Here is an 18,907-nt window from a genome sequence, read left to right on the forward strand (position 1 = left end):
ACACCTCAAAGTTCCAAGCGGAATACATCAGAATCTTGACCTGCCGGGAATTTATCCCGAAAGTCCTGCAACGCGGTGTGATCAAGCAGTACCGTTGCAATGCCTTCTTCACTTGGTGCAACGCCACCTATTTGCGCACCGCGTGGATCGATAACGATCGAATCTCCGCTATAATGGTGACCCTTACCATCCATTCCAACACGATTAAGGCCAACGACGTATGCTTGATTCTCAATAGCGCGAGCGATCAATAGTTGGCTCCATGGATAACGACGAACTTCCGGCCAATTCGCGACATATAGCATAGCATCAACATCACCACGATTCCTGCTGAAGACCGGGAAGCGCAGGTCATAACAGACCTGTAAGAGGATGCGCCAGTTCTTCCAAGCCACAACGACCCGTTCGTTACCGGCAGTAAAATAGTTCTGTTCATCTGCCATACGGAACAGATGACGCTTATCATAATGGTCGATCGATCCGTCCGGATGTACGAAGAGCCCGCGGTTGTATCGTTCACCATTGTCCTCAATGATCACGCTACCATAGATAGCCGCATTACATCGCTTTGCTTGACCTCGCATCCAAGCGATGGTCGCCCCATCCATGGTCTCACTTAGATCATGGCTGCGCATACTGAATCCGGTACTGAACATCTCCGGCAAAATGATCAGATCCGTAACGCCTTGAAGAGGAGCCAGCTTCTCGGAGAACATAGCACAATTCGCTTCCGCATCCTCCCAATGCAACATGCTCTGTACCAACGTTACTCTTAGATCCTGCATAGCCGTTCGATCGCTTTGTCCAATGTACTATCCTCTTTTGCAAAACAGAAACGTATCAATCGTTGCCCTTCTGGCTTCGTAGCATAGAAAGGCGAAAGAGGAATGGCCGCCACGCGATGTTCTTCTGCAAGGGTCACAGCGAAATCCAGATCAAGCGAATCGCTGATCGCAGAATAATCGGCGACCTGAAAATAAGACCCTTCGCACGGTAATAGCCGCCAGCGAGATCCTTTCAATCCGTCAACGAAACGGTCGCGTTTCTTTTGATACATCTCCGAAACGTTCTCGTAAACGGATGAGTTCTGCATGTACGCAGCTAACGCATGTTGTATCGGTGTATTCACGCTGAACACGTTGAATTGATGCACTTTGCGAAAACCATTCATCAACGCTGCCGGAGCAAGCACATAACCACCTTTCCAACCCGTGGCATGAAACACCTTCCCGAAACTGAATACCACGAATGCTCGTTCTCGTAATTCAGGATAACGCATTGCCGATGCATGGTCAGCCGGATCGAAAACGATGTGCTCATACACCTCATCGCTAAGAAGTAGGATATTCGTGCCCTTCAGGAGCTCAGCGATCATACGCATATCCGCTTCCCGTAGGATGGCCCCAGCAGGGTTGTGCGGTGTATTGATGATCAGTAAGCGGGTTCTTGGAGTAATGGCCTTGGCTACATCAGTAATACTGAAAACCATTTCCTTGCTTAACGCAACATGTACAGGGACGCCACCGAACAACGCCACGGCTGGCGCATAACAGTCATACGCCGGATCGATGATGATGACCTCATCGCCCACCGAAACAACTGCGCCAATAGCAGTGAAAATGGCTTGGGTAGCGCCTGCTGTTATGGTAACCTCCGTATCCGGATCATAGCCCGTACCATAGAGATGAGCCACCTTATTCACGATCGCTTCACGCAATGCAGGCAGACCTGCCATAGGAGCGTATTGATTGTGCCCCGCCTTCATTGCCGAAACCACCAGTTCGGTCAATGATGGATCGATCGGAAAATCCGGAAAACCTTGGCTCAAATTGATCGCACCGGTCTTTTGCGCCAACTGGCTCATGACCGTGAAGATCGTGGTACCCACCCTAGGTAACTTATCAGGAACTGTGATCGCCATCGGGTGGTGAAAGTAATACCGTTTCGAACTACAGAATAGCCCGAAAATGCGAAGCTATTTTTTACCTGAGCGATACAGAATAGTTGTTGCATAGCCTGAGCTACGGGACCACTATTTTGGAGAAGCTCAGGTGAAAAAGAGCGAGTAGGTCGGGGGATACTGTAGTTCGAATTGGTATAAGTTAAGTGTAAAGAAAAAGGCCTCGACAATGCAAGACCTTTCATGGGATCAGGAAAGCTATACGCCCTTATTCCTTGAAGCCCATCAATATGGCCACGCAACCTACGTGCACCATGGAACTATTTCCTTTCTCCGGTACCCAGACCACGACTTTCATTTGTGCCGTGTTCGTGGACTTAACATCAAAGTAGCGTTTAGGTGCATCGGCAAGGCTCTCGAACACGATCTTGTTGTAGGCATCCACGATCTTCCAATTCACTTCGCCCAGTATCGGATGGGCACAGACCATAACACGGTACTCCTGACCGCTATAGAAGGTGAGGTTCACCTCGGCCTCATCGCCGGGACTCAATTGCGCTCCGTTGAACGTCTCATTGAACTGGTATGGAGCTAATTCGGGAAGGCATTTATTCTTCGCAAAACTCCGACATTGGGCCAAGGCATCGGTGGTCGAACACACGAAGAGGACTGCTACAATGACTTGGGTAAGAATGGTTCGTACGTTGAACATTGCGGCGATCAGTTGATGAAGTTGGTACGGATGGTCGTCGCTTTTTCACTTATGGCGACCAATTGTGCATCTGTCAATGTTGCTGGCTCACCACCACTACCTACGACGGCTACGCCTCGCTCCTCACTGACCGTGCTTTCTCCAGCGGGTTGTTTCACTTCCTCGAACAATACCTGAAGCGCAGCAAGGTCCGCTCTTACGCCTTCCAACGTTGCATCCTGAATATTGTAACTATCCACCAAGGCGATCAGGTCCTTTAACGAAAGCTTCTGCTCAGCAATACGTTGGCGCAGTTCGGGAGAATCATTCGTTTTGGCCACTTCCGTGGAGATGTACAAGCCTTCAACCCAGCCACCTACGATCATCAACGCGCTAATGTTATGCCGATCGTTCTCCTTCAAATAGGCATCAACGTTCCAATAGGTCTCACTAATTATATCGAGCAAGGCATCTCTATCGTTCTGATGTTTTTGCATTACTTCCAACGTACTGTCGTTAAATGCATTGCTAACGCCTAATCGATCGGCCAATTTCTTAGCGCAGGACGTATAGAACATGCTCTCCTGAGTGTGATTGAAAACACTGGTATAGCTAAGGTCCGCGCCATACACGCCTAGGTTGAGTGCTTGTTTACTTGCGGCGGTGTACTTATCCACGTTCTTAATATCGTTCAGGATCTTGCTGTTGTACTTGGCACCAGCCTTCTTCAGTAGACTAGCCGTTTCCATCGGTGAAGGGATATTATAGAAGATGTTCTTGGTCTTCCTTACCCGATCAGCTTGGGCTGAACTATCAATGGCATTGTCCACTTTCAACGCCTCCTGCGGCGGTGGCTCACTTCCACAAGCAGTGAAAAGTGCAGTAATAGCCATGACCAATGACCATTTATAGATTTTCATAGCAGTTTCTGGGTTAGAGAGGTAGCGCGGTAAAGATGCCTGTAAATAGTGATGGGGATCAATGGGCTTCCAACCAGTTTTTCCCCATCTGCATGTCAACAACAAGTGGAACGTCCAATACCAAGGCGCCTTCCATAAGTTCTTTAACAATATCCTTAACGACATCCGCTTCAGAAAGTTCCACATCGAATACCAATTCGTCATGTACTTGTAAGAGCATCTTGCTCTTTAACCGCTCCATGGCCAAACGATCATGGATCCTGACCATGGCCATTTTGATAATGTCGGCAGCAGTACCCTGCATTGGAGCGTTGATCGCCACCCGTTCCGCAGCAGATCGGACAGTATTGTTCCCACTCGTGATATCCGGCAAATAACGACGACGGCCAAGCATGGTTTTCACGTATCCATGTTCTCTGCAGTAGGTGATCTGTTCATCCATATACGAACGGACCCCAGGGAATTGAGCAAAATAATCATCGATGATCTGCTTGGCTTCTGCTCTGGGAATATTCAAGTTCTGGCTAAGACCAAAAGCTCCTTGACCATACGCAATACCGAAATTCACGGCTTTTGCTCGGCTCCTTTGTTCGCGGGTCACAGCAGCAATGTCCACATTGAAGACCTTAGCTGCTGTTGCGGCGTGAATGTCCAGACCCTGTTTGAACGCCTCTTGCATATTCGCATCACCGCTCATGTGAGCGATCACCCTTAACTCGATCTGGCTATAATCCGCGCTAAGCAATTCGTAGCCGTCGCCTCTTGGAACGAACGCCTTTCGGATCTCACGGCCCTTCTCCGTGCGAATGGGGATGTTCTGCAAATTAGGTTCATTGCTGGCTAACCGACCCGTGGCCGCAACCGCTTGCAAATAGTTGGTATGAACTCGGCCTGTATTCGGATCAGCAGCTGCGGGCAATGTGTCAACATACGTACCCTTCAGCTTTCTGAGACTCCGATAATCAAGGATCAACGGAATAATTGGATGTGCGTTTACCAACCCGCTTAGTACATCTTCACTGGTCTGGTATTGGCCAGTCCGTGTTTTCTTGACACTTTCACCCCCGATCTTCAGTTGATCAAAGAGCACCTCCCCGAGTTGCTTCGGTGAATCAAGATTGAAGACAATGCCCCCACAAGAGGTGCGGATCTCTTCTTGCAAACGTTGCAGGTCCACAGCAAGCTCTTCGCTGAATGCCTTCAACGCTGGTATATCCAACCGGATGCCTTCGCGTTCCATGGCCGCTAATACATTGACCAATGGCATTTCCAGGTCATTGAATAAACCTTCAACCTGATCGGACTTCAGTTCGGGTGCGAACAACTCATGCAACTGCCATGTGATATCCGCATCTTCCGCGCTATATTCCTTTACGTCATTCACATCTGCATCGCGCATGTTGCGCTGATTCTTTCCCTTCGGTCCTATAAGGGTTTCGATGGAAACCGGACGATATTGAAGGTATGTTTCACTGAGGTAATCCATCCCATGCCTCAGTTCCGGATGGAGCAGGTAATGGGCGATCATGGTATCGAACAACTGGCCCTTTACCTCGATCCCGTAGTTGGCCATTACCATTACATCGTACTTGGCATTCTGGGCCACTTTGGTGACCGTAGGATCTTCAAGAACCGACCTGAACCGATCCACGACCTTTTGTGCTTCGTTGCGATCCGCTGGAACCGGGATGTAATACCCTTCATGTGCTTTCCAACTGAATGCGAGTCCCACCAATTCAGCTTTTAACTGATCAGTACTCGTGGTCTCCGTATCAAAACAGAACTTTTTCAATTTACCAAGCTGGGCCAATAGCACATCAAGATCCTTTTCTGGGTCCACCAACATGTAATTATGTGTAACGCTCCCGATCGTTGCCATTTCGGTTAAAACCACATTACCGTCTTCATCCGTGCCACTTCCGAACAGGTCCACTTGGCTTGGATGTGTTCGTTGTTTACGTGCTACTGGTGAAGCGGACCTGCTGTTATCCGGCGAATCCGCCTCGTCGCTTTCGCCTAACACCGTCTTAGTTAAATTCCTGAATTCCAGCTCACTGAATACAGCCAGGATCTTTTCTTTATCTGGTGGGTCCAGGTGCAAGCTGGTAGGGTCGAGATCCACAGGTGCATCGATCAAGATCGTGGCAAGCTGCTTACTCATGCGCCCTTGTTCCGCGAATTCACGGACATTTTGTTGTTGCTTCCCTTTAAGCTGGTCAACTCCGGCAAGTACCCCTTCCAAACTACCGAACTGTTTTACAAGTTTCATGGCGGTCTTTTCACCGATACCAGGTATTCCAGGAATATTATCCACCGCGTCACCCATCAACCCAAGGATATCAATTACCTGTTCCGTGCGCTCAAGACCCCAACGATCACAGATCTCCTTTATGCCCAATACCTCTGGTGGCGATCCTTGCCGACCGGGCTTGTACATTTTGATATGTTCGGTCACCAGCTGGCCAAAATCCTTATCTGGCGTGACCATGTACGTGGTGAAGCCTTCTTTCTCCGCCTTTTTGGCAAGCGTACCGATCACGTCGTCCGCCTCGTAACCATCGCTTTCAAGTATAGGGATATTGAACGCTTCTATGATCCGCCGGATGTAGGGTATGTTGCTGCGGATGTCATCCGGCATTTCTTCCCTATTGGCCTTGTATTCGATCATGGTCTCATGCCGTTCCGTAGGTGCTGCGGTATCGAATACTACGGCAATATGGGTAGGTTTCTCGCGCTTAATAAGGTCAAGTAACGTTAGCGTGAATCCAAAGGCCGCGCTAGTATTCAGTTTAGCACTGTTGATCCGTGGATTTTTAATAAAACTGAAATAAGCCCTATAGATCAGGGCGAACGCGTCTAACAAAAAAAGGCGTTTGTCGGGCGTAGTGGATGGCATGGGACCAAGGTAGTTGCTAGGCTCCTTTCGCCACTCCCCCAAGCGATAAAACCAATGAAATCAATGCTTTCCAACGCTTTAGGGCTGGCTCTTTCCTTTAACCGGGGCTAGGATCGGCTACTTCGGTTTGAAATGACTGGTCGAATTCCACTTGTGCACATGTTGTAATTTACTTATCTTGCGTCGATTATGGCCAATCTCCTGTCCTCAGTAAACCGTTTTGCGTGTGCCCCGGAGGCATTCAGCGGCCTAAGGATGTATCTTTTTGGCCTGCTGCTTGCGGTATTCGGAACTACCTCTGTTTCACATGCGGAACACTTCTCCGGAGCTTCCATTACCTATGAGTGTGTCAGTGGGAATATTTATAATGTTTATTTGGACCTTTATCTGGATTGTGCAGGGGCCGGTATAACAAATCAGCAACTCCATTTCAGTAGTGACTGTGGCTTGAATTTCACGGTTGGTACCACGGCGTTCCCACTTACACAGTTGGTCAATGAAGAAGCTTCTCCATTATGTGCTTCCGAGGTTGGTAGCAGCACATGTAACGGGGGTTCTTTGCCTGGATACAGACATTATCGATATTCAACCACGTTATACTTATCCCCTTGCGATAAGTGGACCATGGAATGGTATATCTGTTGCCGATCAGTAATGGTGAACCTATTGAATACGCCGGGCACCTATGCACAAGCAACATTGAATAACGCCTTTGGGCTATGTGACATTTCGCCACGTTTCGTAGATGCTGGGGTGCCTCACTTCTGTGTACTTAACCCTGTTTCGTATAACCCAGGTGCTACGGATCCAGATGGTAGCACAATGGCCTTTTCGCTGATTGCTGCACGCTATGGTTCACCTGCACCTGTAGCGGTGAGCTACAACGCTGGTTTTGGCGGAACGAATCCATTTCCGGGGATCACGATCCATCCTGTTACCGGACAGATAAATTTCTTTCCCACGATCTCGGGGAATTATGTTGTCGTGGTGCAGGTTACCACATATACCCCTGGTGGGGTCTTGATCGGTAGTGTTATGCGCGATCTAATGTTCGTGGTCCTGCCCTGTGATGGGGATGCTCCCGAGAGTACAGGCCTAAGTAATGTTCCACTCGGTCTTTTGGTCGGCCCGAACAGTGTTGCAGCGTGCCAAGGCGTCTCTTGGTGTGTCGATGTCGTATTCACGGATAACAATCCGGCCCAAGAGATCTCTGTTACTTCCAATGCAGTTAGTTTATTACCGGGAGCAACGTTTGTCGTTACCGGCACGAACCCGGCGATCGGAACGCTATGCTGGACCAATAACTCGACCGGATTACCCGTGAATGTTTTCATTCAAGCAGATGATGGTGCTTGCCCAATTCCGAATGTGATGTCCCGATCGTTATTCCTGAATGAATGTGCCGTACTACCTGTGGAACTTGTTGGTTTTGATGCAAGATCCGAGCGGTATGTGGTCAGGACAAATTGGACAACTGCCACTGAGAGTGATAACAGTCATTTCGTAGTTGAACGAAGTGAGGACGGTGTTGAATTCATGAAGATCGGAACTGTGGAAGGAGCAGGGTCCACGCAACAAGTACATCATTATGAATTCTTGGATACTGACCCGTTGATCGGTGTTAGTTATTACCGTTTGCTGCAAGTGGATATGGATGGATCTCAAATGTCCAGTGATGTGGTCCCTGTTCTCTACCTAAAGGCTCCCAATGTTGCTGTTGTACCGAATGACGGCGGTGGTTGGACCGTAAGTGGCTTAACGGATGCTTCCGACTGGTCATTAATGGATATGACCGGACGGTCAATTATTAATGGTAGATTCAATGGCGATCATACGGCGATCATACCTGGTCCTAATGTTCCACCTTCAGTATTGGTACTAGTGATCCACTCCGGGGCTGATCAACAACAGCTCAAGATCCATTCATTTGGCAACACGAACGGTAAGGAGCAGACCACTTCTTTCTAAGTGGGATCCAGCTCACTGATCAGCTTTCTGCCATCTAATTTCCACCCTACGATTCATTGCTCGGCCTGTCTCCGTGACATTCTGTCCGATCGGTCTTTCGCTGCCAACCGCATCTACTTGAATGTTCATCATGGGGATACCAGCTTGGATCAGAAGGTCTTTTATGGCGTTCGCTCTGCGTAGCCCCAAGGCCTTATTCTCAGCCTCGGTTCCTGTATCATCCGTGTGACCCTCAACAATTATCATTAAAGTGGGATCAAATTCCAACGCACTACGCAGATCAACGAGCACCTGCCGATCCAATGTATCCGGTAAATGGCTGGACGTTTCGAAATGGATCGGTACAATTTCTTGATCCGCGAATAGGAAGGTATTCTCAACCGGAACTATATCTTCTGAAATACTGCCACAGATCAACGTACAGCTGCTGTCGGTACCAGTGCGCACTAAAGAAATATCATCCACAAAGTAATAGGCATAAGGTCCACCATTGGGATCCGTAGTGAAAATGGTCGTTGCTGAATCGACACTGAAATTGCCTAGGAGGAGATCCGTTGCGCAATTTCCGGGTCGGACCTCTCCGCATAGCGTGATGCATTCAGATGGGTTATCCATGATCAGCTCACTTGGTGAAGACCACTGCGATAAATGTTCCAGCGGTTCGCGCTGCATTGTTCGCTTGAAATTCTCTACTAACGCGATCCCGATCTTATCGACAGCAAAACCGTATGTCGAGTTCCGAAGAATACGCATACTGTAGTGATATATTCCGCAAGGGTCGATCGTTGTTTTCAATGGCGTTTCAATGAATTCACGGTGATCCTTATCGGCCCCGGAGAATAAATAGATCCCGGCCATGCCATCCATTAGATCAGGCGCACCGCCGCTAGCATTCTGCCAGAATGATCGTGGTCCATCCGTATTATGATCGAATGATGGATCCGGTATGAGTTGCATGCCCCGCTCGTTCATGGGTTCAATGGCGCAAGCGCGCTCTTGCGTTAGTAAGTCTACTGAAACATTCGACCCTAAAGGCACAACGGAAACTTCATCCAATAAACAATAGGCTTGCTTGGACAGCGCGCGGAGGAAGCGACCACGATCAGGATCCGGATCGTTCATTTCCAAATAGTTGCTTTCGACATTGGCCAGAACGGAATTTCCTGAATTTGGGATCATGGCTTTTCTACTGCTGTATCCATAGCGTTGAAAATTCCCAACGATCAAAAACCGCTCTCCGCCTTTCGCGTTATATGTCCCATCCACTTTCATCCACGCCGTCGTATCAGAAAGGAACCGGTCGAGTGGATTCTCCAGATCCGGTTTCCCGATAAGGTCATGGAGTACCCCCTTGCGTGATCGATCCATTGTTGTGAAACAAGCTCCTATGCGATCCGTAACATAACCGCTTCCATCCGCCGCATTCACCCAGAAGGATACAGCATACCTATGACCATTCTGCAATGGCTCCTTCAGTTCCAATTGCACATATTGCCGATCGGTCCGGTCACCATTCTGAGAGGTCAGCACCATACCCATATACCCTTCACCATCCTTAGCGGTTTGATGGCCCGCCCAATTCTGCGGAACGCCAACGACCTGCGAGCAACTATTGAAGTACGTTGGAGATGACGCTACCGAACGCACGTTAGAAATGCCTTTGAGCTTGTTAGGTGCAACCGACCTCGGACATTTAGAATGATCCTCAAAACTACCGTTGACAACTAATTCCTGTCCGTGTGTATCCTGCACACAACCAAGGATAGCTATGATCAACAGAACTATGGATGGAACGATGCAGCGATAATTGAACATGGAACACAAAAATGCGCAATTCTAAGATCCTGCAAAGCAATTATGATGCAATACGAAAAGGGGCTGTCTCGAAAGGGATGGCCCCTTCTTGTTTTGATGGGGATTGGATGTGGTGCTGATTCAGAGACCTACCAGATCGGGATTATTTGCGGCCTTGCCCGTGTAAAGGACAGGACCGAACCCAAGGCACTTTTTAGACGTTCCTCAGCCCTTTTTTGAAGGATCCTGACCAACTTCTTCAGGTTGATCGCAGTTGCAAGTAGTCCGGTTTCCAAGGCGACTTTGTCGAGTCCCCTTAGCATGAACCGGGTGAAGCCTTTGTTCTGCTTGAGGTTACCGAAGGCCGATTCCACTTCCACCGGTCTAGCGCTTCGGTGCATTAGACCTTCTTCGCTGGTGAGCTTTTCTCGGGCTTGGGCTTTAAGTTCGTTAAGCCGATGGTTCACTTCGATGATCCGGTTACCCTTGGCCTTGTGGCAAACACCATTCATGGGGCATGTGGCGCAGTTGCTTGCTTGGTAGCGCGATACGGTTTGCACATACCCGGCCTTTGTTGTTGAGCGCTGGTCACCGATATGCCGCATGGGCTGGCCTATGGGGCAGGTATACTCGTTCCTTGCAGCGTTGTAGTGGAGTCTGTTTTGTACAAAGGGGTGTTTTTCCCAGTAGCTCTTTTGTTGTTCACGGTGGAAGTAGTTGTACTTCACAAAAGCCTCCACGCCCTCGCCTTCCAAGTATTCGTAATTCTGCTCCGAGCCATAGCTCCGCCATGCGGCGGACCACAGCCGCTTGGGGCAGTTTGCCCAACTGGGCTTGTAGTTCCTTGTAGTGGGGGATCAGTGTCTTGGTGTCGGTGGTGTCCTGATGTAGGCTGTAGTGTATGATGAACTGGTTCTGGGTGCTCCATTGCACGTTGTAGCCGGCCTTGAGTTGTCCGTTGCCCATGTGGTCGTCCTTCATGCGCATGAAGGTGGCTCCGCGATCGGTCTTCGAGTAGCTACCGCGCTCGCCCAAGATGGACTCTTGCATCTTGTACTTGCGCACGTTGTCCGGCCAGTTCCTCTTGGCGTAAGAGAGCTTTTGCTTGGTCTTCGGATCGATCTTCTTGTCCTTGAGCGCGGCGTTGATCGCATCAATGGTCTGGGCCACTTTCTTCGGGTCGAGTTCTTCCATCTCACCGGGGTCATCGCCCTGTAGTTCTTCAGCGGCTACTCCTTGGGTGTAGTTCCAGAGCTCCTCCAACTGGGCTTTCATTTTCTTCTTGTTGGTGGCAATGCTCTTGGCCCAAACGAAGGTGTACTTATTGGCATTGGCCTCGATCTTGGTGCCATCGGTGTACACTGCTTTGAGATCCACATGACCCGCTTCCATCAACAACAGAACCACTTGGCTGAACACTTCTTTGATGTGGTTCTTGAGCCGCTGGGCACGGAACCGATTGACCGTGTGGTGATCCGGACGCTTCATCCCGGCAAGCCACATGAAATGGATGTTCTCCTGGATCGCTGCCTCGATCTTACGCGAGGAGTAGATGTTGTTCAGGTAAGCATAGACCAATACCTTGAGCAACATACGCGGGTGGTAACTAGAGGTGCCGCCACCCTTGTACGTGTCGGCCAGCGAACCGATGTCGATCTGGTCGATAACCGAACCAACTACACGTACGGCATGTGTCTTTGAGATGAGTTCTTCCAACGATGGTGGCAAGAGCATCGCTTGACTCGGGTCGTAGTCCTTGAACACGACTTTTCTTTGTGAAGCCATGCCCGAAGGTCGATCACCCAAAACGAGTTGTCAAGATCAACTTCCAACGGCTTTTCAACAAAATGAAAAGGGCTGCCTCTTTTGAGACAGCCCCTTTTCATTAACGTAATTCAGTGATCACTTCACTACCTGAAATGCTTTCGCAGCACCTAGTCCTTCAGCCGTACGCAATGCATAACGGTAAAGGCCGGCGCGTAGACCTGCAACGTCCAGAATTATTTGTGTGGTACCGTTCGCAATGTTTTTTTGCATCACGCTGCGCCCTGTTACATCATACACTTCCAAGGTTGCGCTGGTGCGTAGATCCGAGAACGGAATAGTGATCCGGTCATTCGCAGGAACCGGGTACGCTTGACCCAAAGTAGAGGCGAGCAACGCATCGAATTCCTCAACACTCACAATACCATAGAACCAATCGTGGCTCAAAGCAACCATGCTATGCGCTACATCCGCATTGGACATTTGCTCTGGACCAACACCGAAATAGACCACCTTGTAGTCCGTGGTCTCACAACGCAGCCCACCGATCAAATTGGTGTTCGTATTATAATGAAGGATACCGACCGCTGGCGCGATCGGAGTGATCTGGTCAGGATAAGTATTGGTTCCGAAAACCGCTGCAATGCTGCTGTTCGGAACGTCTCCAAAAACAAGATCACCATCGATGAAATTCACAAGGTTCTGAGCTGTACTTCCGTCTGCCACATAGGTTGCATGCATGTAATCCGAATAGAACGACTGCGTTGCAGCAGTGCCATAAGACCCGGTTGCACCACTTTGATCCCATCCAATATCCTGGCCTGCGATCATTACATCGCTGCCCGCAGCCATAAGCGCCGATAGCGCTGCAACTTCATCGTCCGTTAGTGATGGGAATGTCCAACTAATGTTCATATAAAAATTATTCACTCCAGTTAGCGCACCCTCGCTAGCAAAATTCAAGAATTTGTCCTTGGCTACTGCTGCATAGGCGGTATTGCCAGCTTGCATCAGTCCATCGGTGTAGATAGGTTCCCATTGTTCTGCTCCATTGTGTGTTACCACAAGATCAGTGATACCGCTGATCACATTGAAGGCCCTTTCCAACACTGGTGCTTCCGGATTGGACGAAGATGCTACTGAAAGTAGATAGATGCCCACACCAGGTGTAGCATCCGGAGTTATCGAGACATCCATATTAAGGTCATCTCCAGCCGCAACTTGTGCAGTATTAGGACTCGTCACCGCTGAGCCGTTCACTTGTAGCTCACTGCTCCAACCTGAAGGTGCACCCGTGCTGGTAAGCGTAACAATGTAGTCCTCAGTAGCACCTAATAGGTTCGTGAACACTGTGTTGACCGTGGCTGGTGTACCAGTTGGCACACCAACATAAACAGGGGCACTCTCCGCAAATTCACCAATAACGAGTGTTGTTCCTCCATCAGCAGCAATGTCACTGGTCTGGTATACCTCGCTGTGATCTTCGCTCACGAAAGCAACGACCCTACAGTTCGCAATATTCCAAGCCGCTGGAATCGTCATGGTATAGCTGCGAGTTATCGAGCTACCCATTGTCGGGTTCGGCACCATATCTCCCCACGTATCCGTAGCATATCCCCTAAGCACATGAACGTGATCATAGTTATCATGATCTCCGGACGGGCCATAATCTATTTGCGGGCCGTCCAAATGATCTTCCTTTACCAATACGCTAATGTAATCGTCGCCCGTAGGGCTGTCGGCTGTGTAATAGAGCTCAACGTTCACGGTAAGTTCATTGGTACCTGCGTCATAGCTGCTTTCAACGCCTAGGTTCACAGGACTTGGCAATGCTAACATTTCAGCAACAGCACCTTCCCATGCACCACGCCCAAGATCATCTTCGCCACCGAAGATATGACGATTGATAACACCAGAGGGATATCCGCCGATCGTGAAATACGCATCGATCGCCGTTCCTTCCGGCGTGCGAAAATCCGGCTGACCTGCTCCAGGTACAGCATAACCGCCGGCATGGACACCAACAACGGCGATCTTCGTTCCATGCATGGCCTCCAATGAAGCCATGATCACATGGCCTTCCGGGCAATAGCCACAGAGGATCCCAGTGAAGTCTTCCAACAAAGCCGATCGGTTCTGTGGGGTTTGTGTTACCAACGACTGCCCAATAAGGACCGTTGGTAACAATGCTAAGAGAGTAGTTATCTTTTTCATAGAGGTTCGGTTAAAAAGGTCCGTGAAGGTATTGAACCATTCATCCCGTTAGTTCACGGGATAACAGCTTTCTTGGAGGGCTACCGTAAGCCAGTATCTATTTCATTCGTAGAAATTTCATGAAACGAATCCTACTAGCTGATCATCAGTCGATCAATCAACAAATATTCATTACCCAGGGATAATTTGATCCATAGGATCAACGCTCTTTCCACACAACTTCCATTACGGTCTGTCCAACGGCTTTCAATGTTGTGCGATCGATCACATCCATATTGTCATCGTGTGTATGCCAATGCGGAGCGAAGGCCTGTGTCGCTGGATCGTATTGGATGATGTCGATGGTCGGTATCCGTAGAACTTTGTTGATCGGAATATGATCATCGATCCCTACGAAATACTTCGTTTCGCGGATGAATCGATCTCCGTACCCCAAAGTCGCTGCTGTCTTCCATACTTTATGCACTACCTGACCTGCGTATTGCATGCTTAATGCTTCTTGGTAGAACAATGCATCGCGGCCACCCGCCATATCCAAAAGGATCCCAAAGCGAGCCTTATAGCCTGCTACGTGAGGGTTCTTAACGAAGTATTGCGAGCCAAGGCACCACGTATCCATGCTACTCTCATCCATCGCCATTGCGCCACTCGGCTGACCATGGTCCTCCACATCCGTAAAAAGAATATCCACCCCCAAAAGCTCATTGGAAGCAGCCAAATGACGCGCGACCTCCAAGAGGATCCCTACTCCACTTCCTGCATCATTCGCACCATCGATCGGTTCGTTCTTTCGTTCACTATCCTTATCCGCAAAAGGTCTGGTATCCCAATGGGCGAGCAATAGGATCCGATCCTTCATTTCCGGCCGCCAGACTCCAATTATGTTACGTAACGGGATCTTAGCGCCCGTATAAATTGTAACCGTACCCGTCTGTTCAGTAACAGCCGCGCCGTAGCTCTTCAGCTTGGCAACCATCCAATCGCCGCATGCTGTGTGCGGCGCAGTACCCGGTATGCGAGGTCCGAAATCGACCTGCTTCTTCACAAATGCATATGCACTGTCGGGATCGAACAACGGTGTTGGAGGTACAGAAGTAACTTGGTCTTTGACCAGTGGAACGGTTGTCTCCGGCTCATCAGGTGTACATGAACTAAAAAGCATGATCAAGGCCAGACCGGATCCTAATGCAATTCGCTGCATTCCACCTAATTCATGCATCCGGTTCATGCTCGCTCCCATACTGTTCCTTCTTTGGTGTCTTTTAATACAATGCCGAGGGAGATCAACTGATCCCGGATCCGATCACTTGTAGCAAAATCCTTATTGGCTTTTGCTGTCGCGCGCATCCGAATGAACTCTTGAACAAGCCCATCCAAGGTTGCGTCGTCGTTGATCATTTCTCCTTCGCTTCGCAAACCAAGTACGTCGAACACCATGGTATTGAAAAGCTGTTTCAGACGATCAAGTGCATCCGAATTCAATGACTGCTTACCATCGTTGACGCTATTGATCAACCGCACACCCTCGAACAGCGTTGCGATCAGTACCGGCGTATTCAGATCATCATGCATTGCAGCGTGGCAGCTGGTTTCCAAGGCATCAACTTCGTCATCACCCGCACCGTTCACGGCCTTTAACTTACTTAGTGTGGTCATGGCGGACATTAACCGCGCTAACCCTTTTTCTGCGGCTTGCAATGCTGCATTACTGAAATCCAATGTGCCAGCATAGTGACTTTGCAGCATGAAGAAACGCACCGTCATTGGGCTATAGCCTTGATCCAACAACTTGTGGTTGCCTGTTACCAACTCCTCCGGAGTAAAGCCGTTGCCTTCGCTTTTGGCCATCTTGCGGCCATTCACTGTAAGCATATTGGTATGCATCCAATACCGGACAGGCACCTGCCCATCTGCAGCGATGCTCTGTGCGATCTCACATTCGTGATGCGGGAACTTCAGATCCATTCCGCCACCATGAATATCGAATGTCAGGCCCAAGTATTTCGTACTCATGGCACTGCATTCCAAATGCCAACCAGGAAAGCCTTCACTCCATGGGCTAGGCCATTTCATAAGGTGGGTCGCATCCGCCTTTTTCCATATGGCAAAATCCAATGGACTGCGTTTCTCGTCTTGTCCTTCCGTTTCTCGCGTGTTCGCTATCAGGTCCTCTGTCTTTCGACCACTTAACTCACCATATGCATTGGTCGTGCTGTACTTCTCAACATCGAAATACACACTTCCGTTCGCCTCATACGCATTGCCACTCGCCAAGATCCGTTTCACCATTTCGATCTGCTCTATCAAATGACCTGTCGCGGTTGGCTCAATGCTCGGCCTACGAATATTGAACAGTTGCATTACATCATGGAAGCCATTCGTGTATTTCTGGACGATCTCCATGGGCTCCAGTTGCTCTAGCCGCGCACGTTTCGCGATCTTATCCTCGCCATGATCCACATCATCCACCAAGTGGCCTACATCGGTGATATTGCGCACGTAGCGCACAGTGTAGCCCATATAAATGAGCCACCGAAAGAGTACATCAAAAGCCAGAAAGGTGCGTACATTTCCGAGGTGTGCATCACTGTATACTGTTGGTCCGCAGACATACAGTCCAACATGGTTGGGACGTATCGGTACGAATTCCTCCTTCTTTCGAGAGAGTGTATTGGTAAGGTACAAAGGGCCTTTGCGCAGATCGGTCATCGGGCTGCGAAGGTATTGACTGATCCGATCAGAAGAAGCCCTTTGATCACTTCATACTCTTCAAGTACCTGTACAGTTCACTTTCTGTTGAAAGAATAACCGTGCTTTGGGTATCAATGGACTTCTCCAATACTTCCAAGCTCTTAAGGAAACCATATAGATCGCGGGAAGCGGATGTTCGGTCATAAGCACGGGCATAAATTGCCGCAGCGGAGCTATCCGCACGACCACGAATGCGTTCCGCTTGCATGATCGCTTCGGACTGGATCTTTGCCAGATCGCGCTCCTTATCGCCTTCGATCTTACGAGCCTCACCTTGTCCTTCACTTCGGAATTGATCCGCAATTCTATTACGCTCACTTATCATACGCTCGTATACGCGCTGTCGCACATCCTCCACGTAGTTCATGCGCTTGAACCTGAAATCCAATATGCGTATTCCTAGGTCACTCGTACGTTCATTGGCCTTCTTGAGGATCAGCGCCTCTATGTCCCCTCTGCCTACATTGATGCTATCCAGTATCTCAAGCTCTTGCATGTAGCTCTCAACCACCTCTGGCGTACGGTTGCTGCTGCGCACCAGGTCGATCAATTCATGGTTCGCTACCGCATTCCGTGTTTCTCCGTCCAGAATATCATCCAATCGGGATTGTCCGGAACGTTCATCGCGCAAGCGGATGAAGAATTGCAAGGGATCCGTGATCTCCCATCGAGCATAGGTATCCACCAAAAGGAACTTCTTGTCCTTGGTAGGCACTTGATTCACATCACCATCCCATTCCAAATAACGCTTATCGAAAAATTGCACTTTCTGGATGAAAGGCGTTTTGAAGTGCATGCCGGGGTCAGTACGAGGCACTCCAACAGGTCTGCCGAATTGCGTTACAATGGCCTGTTGGGTCTCGTCCAGAATGAATGTAGCGCTGTAAGTAGCTGCCAAAGCCAGCAGAATGACAACAAGAATGATGATATTACGGATGCCCATCTTCATTTTGCTGTGTTCAGGTCACCCATGTTCAACAGTGGTAGCACATTGTTACTTTTCTCATCCACAATGATCTTGTTCCCGACCTTGGGAAGCACTCGTTCCAATGTTTCCAGGTACAATCGCTTCCGAGTGATCTCCGGGGCCTTAATGAACTCACTGTAAACAGCAAGGAAACGATCCGCCTCGCCTGATGCGCCGTTCACCCGATTGAGCGCATATGCCTCCGCTAATTGCACGGTTTCCATGGCTTCACCTCTTGCTCTGGGTATTACCATGTTGTACTTACTTTCCGCCTGATTGATCAATGTGCTCCGTTCCTGTTGCGCTTCATTGACCGCATTGAAGCTCGGCTTCACGAGTTCAGGCGGATTCACATCCTGTAGAACCACCTGGTCCACACGGATCCCATTCTCATATTCGTCGCACATTTCCTGTAAGCGCATTTCTACACGGCTAGCAGCTTCTTGTCTCCCAACGGTAAGGATCTCATTCACCGTGCGGTCGCCAACGATCTTGCGCATCGCAGCTTCGCTCATATCCCTGAACGTCATTTCGGAGTTGCGGACACGGAACAGGTATTTATAACTATCCACTATCCGATATTGAACCACCCATTCCACATCGGCCAAGTTGAGGTCTCCGGTCAACATGCTGCTTTCATCACTGAAATCACCTTCTTCGTATCTTGAATTAACCCCGGACGAGCTGGTGCGAAAACCGAATTCTTGTTTCAGTTGCCGTTGCACGGGGATCTTAAATAAGGATTCAATTCCCCATGGCATTATGAAATTGAGGCCGGGTTGCAAAGTCCGCGAATACTTCCCCAAGGAGAGTACCACACCCTCTTCTTCCGGGCCAATGGTCTTGACCGCAGTTAGCAACGTCAGAAGGACAACGGCCGCGATCAATACGCGGCGCAGATTATTGCGCAATAATTCCAAAATGTATCTGACCCGGTCCTCCATCTCTTCCATATTCATTGAACTCAGCGTAGATAGGCGCACCGTTCGGCGGTAAGGTACGGTTCTACTACAGAGAAGCCCGCTCTAGATGTTGAGCGGGC

General features: G+C 49.4%; 12 protein-coding genes and 1 pseudogene. 1 reads left to right on the forward strand and 12 read right to left on the reverse strand.

Annotated features, from left to right (window positions below):
• Positions 1-5: 5 nt before the first annotated feature.
• The 5 genes from IPF95_02930 to polA all read right to left on the reverse strand — a co-directional run bounded on the left by IPF95_02930 (position 6) and on the right by polA (position 6,407).
• On the reverse strand, positions 6-785 hold the full coding sequence (locus IPF95_02930; protein MBK6473648.1) for an amidohydrolase: 780 nt from the start codon (positions 783-785) through the stop codon (positions 6-8).
• A complete protein-coding gene (locus IPF95_02935) occupies positions 773-1,921 on the reverse strand; it encodes an aminotransferase class I/II-fold pyridoxal phosphate-dependent enzyme (protein ID MBK6473649.1) in 1,149 nt (382 codons plus the stop codon). The genes IPF95_02930 and IPF95_02935 overlap by 13 nt, the downstream gene beginning before the upstream one ends.
• A 247-nt stretch (positions 1,922-2,168) precedes the next feature.
• On the reverse strand, positions 2,169-2,612 hold the full coding sequence (locus IPF95_02940) for a hypothetical protein (protein ID MBK6473650.1): 444 nt from the start codon (positions 2,610-2,612) through the stop codon (positions 2,169-2,171).
• An 8-nt stretch (positions 2,613-2,620) separates the two neighbouring features.
• A complete protein-coding gene (locus tag IPF95_02945) occupies positions 2,621-3,511 on the reverse strand; it encodes a hypothetical protein (protein MBK6473651.1) in 891 nt (296 codons plus the stop codon).
• 58 nt (positions 3,512-3,569) lie between these two features.
• Positions 3,570-6,407, reverse strand: coding sequence for a DNA polymerase I (gene polA / locus IPF95_02950; protein MBK6473652.1), 2,838 nt, complete (start codon positions 6,405-6,407; stop codon positions 3,570-3,572).
• A gap of 189 nt (positions 6,408-6,596) precedes the next feature.
• On the opposite strand from polA, the gene IPF95_02955 reads away from it, so the two are divergent.
• Positions 6,597-8,375: a hypothetical protein gene (locus IPF95_02955; protein ID MBK6473653.1), complete on the forward strand. Its 1,779-nt coding sequence runs from the start codon at positions 6,597-6,599 to the stop codon at positions 8,373-8,375.
• Between the two features lie 12 nt (positions 8,376-8,387).
• Here the strand turns inward: IPF95_02955 and IPF95_02960 are convergent, their stop codons facing one another.
• The 7 genes and pseudogenes from IPF95_02960 to hflK all read right to left on the reverse strand — a co-directional run bounded on the left by IPF95_02960 (position 8,388) and on the right by hflK (position 18,824).
• Entirely contained in the window at positions 8,388-10,190 is a 1,803-nt protein-coding gene (locus IPF95_02960; GenBank protein ID MBK6473654.1) for an OmpA family protein, read from the reverse strand.
• A 233-nt stretch (positions 10,191-10,423) separates the two neighbouring features.
• Positions 10,424-11,954: pseudogene (locus IPF95_02965) on the reverse strand (IS1182 family transposase).
• 117 nt (positions 11,955-12,071) lie between these two features.
• Entirely contained in the window at positions 12,072-14,147 is a 2,076-nt protein-coding gene (locus IPF95_02970) for an Omp28-related outer membrane protein (GenBank protein ID MBK6473655.1), read from the reverse strand.
• Between the two features lie 199 nt (positions 14,148-14,346).
• A complete protein-coding gene (locus IPF95_02975) occupies positions 14,347-15,366 on the reverse strand; it encodes a M28 family peptidase (GenBank protein MBK6473656.1) in 1,020 nt (339 codons plus the stop codon).
• Positions 15,367-15,371: 5 nt separating this feature from the next.
• Complete coding sequence (locus IPF95_02980) at positions 15,372-16,856, reverse strand: cysteine--tRNA ligase (GenBank protein ID MBK6473657.1); 1,485 nt, start codon at positions 16,854-16,856, stop codon at positions 15,372-15,374.
• 46 nt (positions 16,857-16,902) lie between these two features.
• Entirely contained in the window at positions 16,903-17,841 is a 939-nt protein-coding gene (gene hflC / locus IPF95_02985; protein ID MBK6473658.1) for a protease modulator HflC, read from the reverse strand.
• A 2-nt stretch (positions 17,842-17,843) separates the two neighbouring features.
• Positions 17,844-18,824: an FtsH protease activity modulator HflK gene (gene hflK, locus IPF95_02990; protein ID MBK6473659.1), complete on the reverse strand. Its 981-nt coding sequence runs from the start codon at positions 18,822-18,824 to the stop codon at positions 17,844-17,846.
• Between the last annotated feature and the right edge of the window lie 83 nt (positions 18,825-18,907).

The organism is Flavobacteriales bacterium, assembly GCA_016704485.1.
Taxonomy (GTDB): domain Bacteria; phylum Bacteroidota; class Bacteroidia; order Flavobacteriales_F; family PHOS-HE28; genus PHOS-HE28.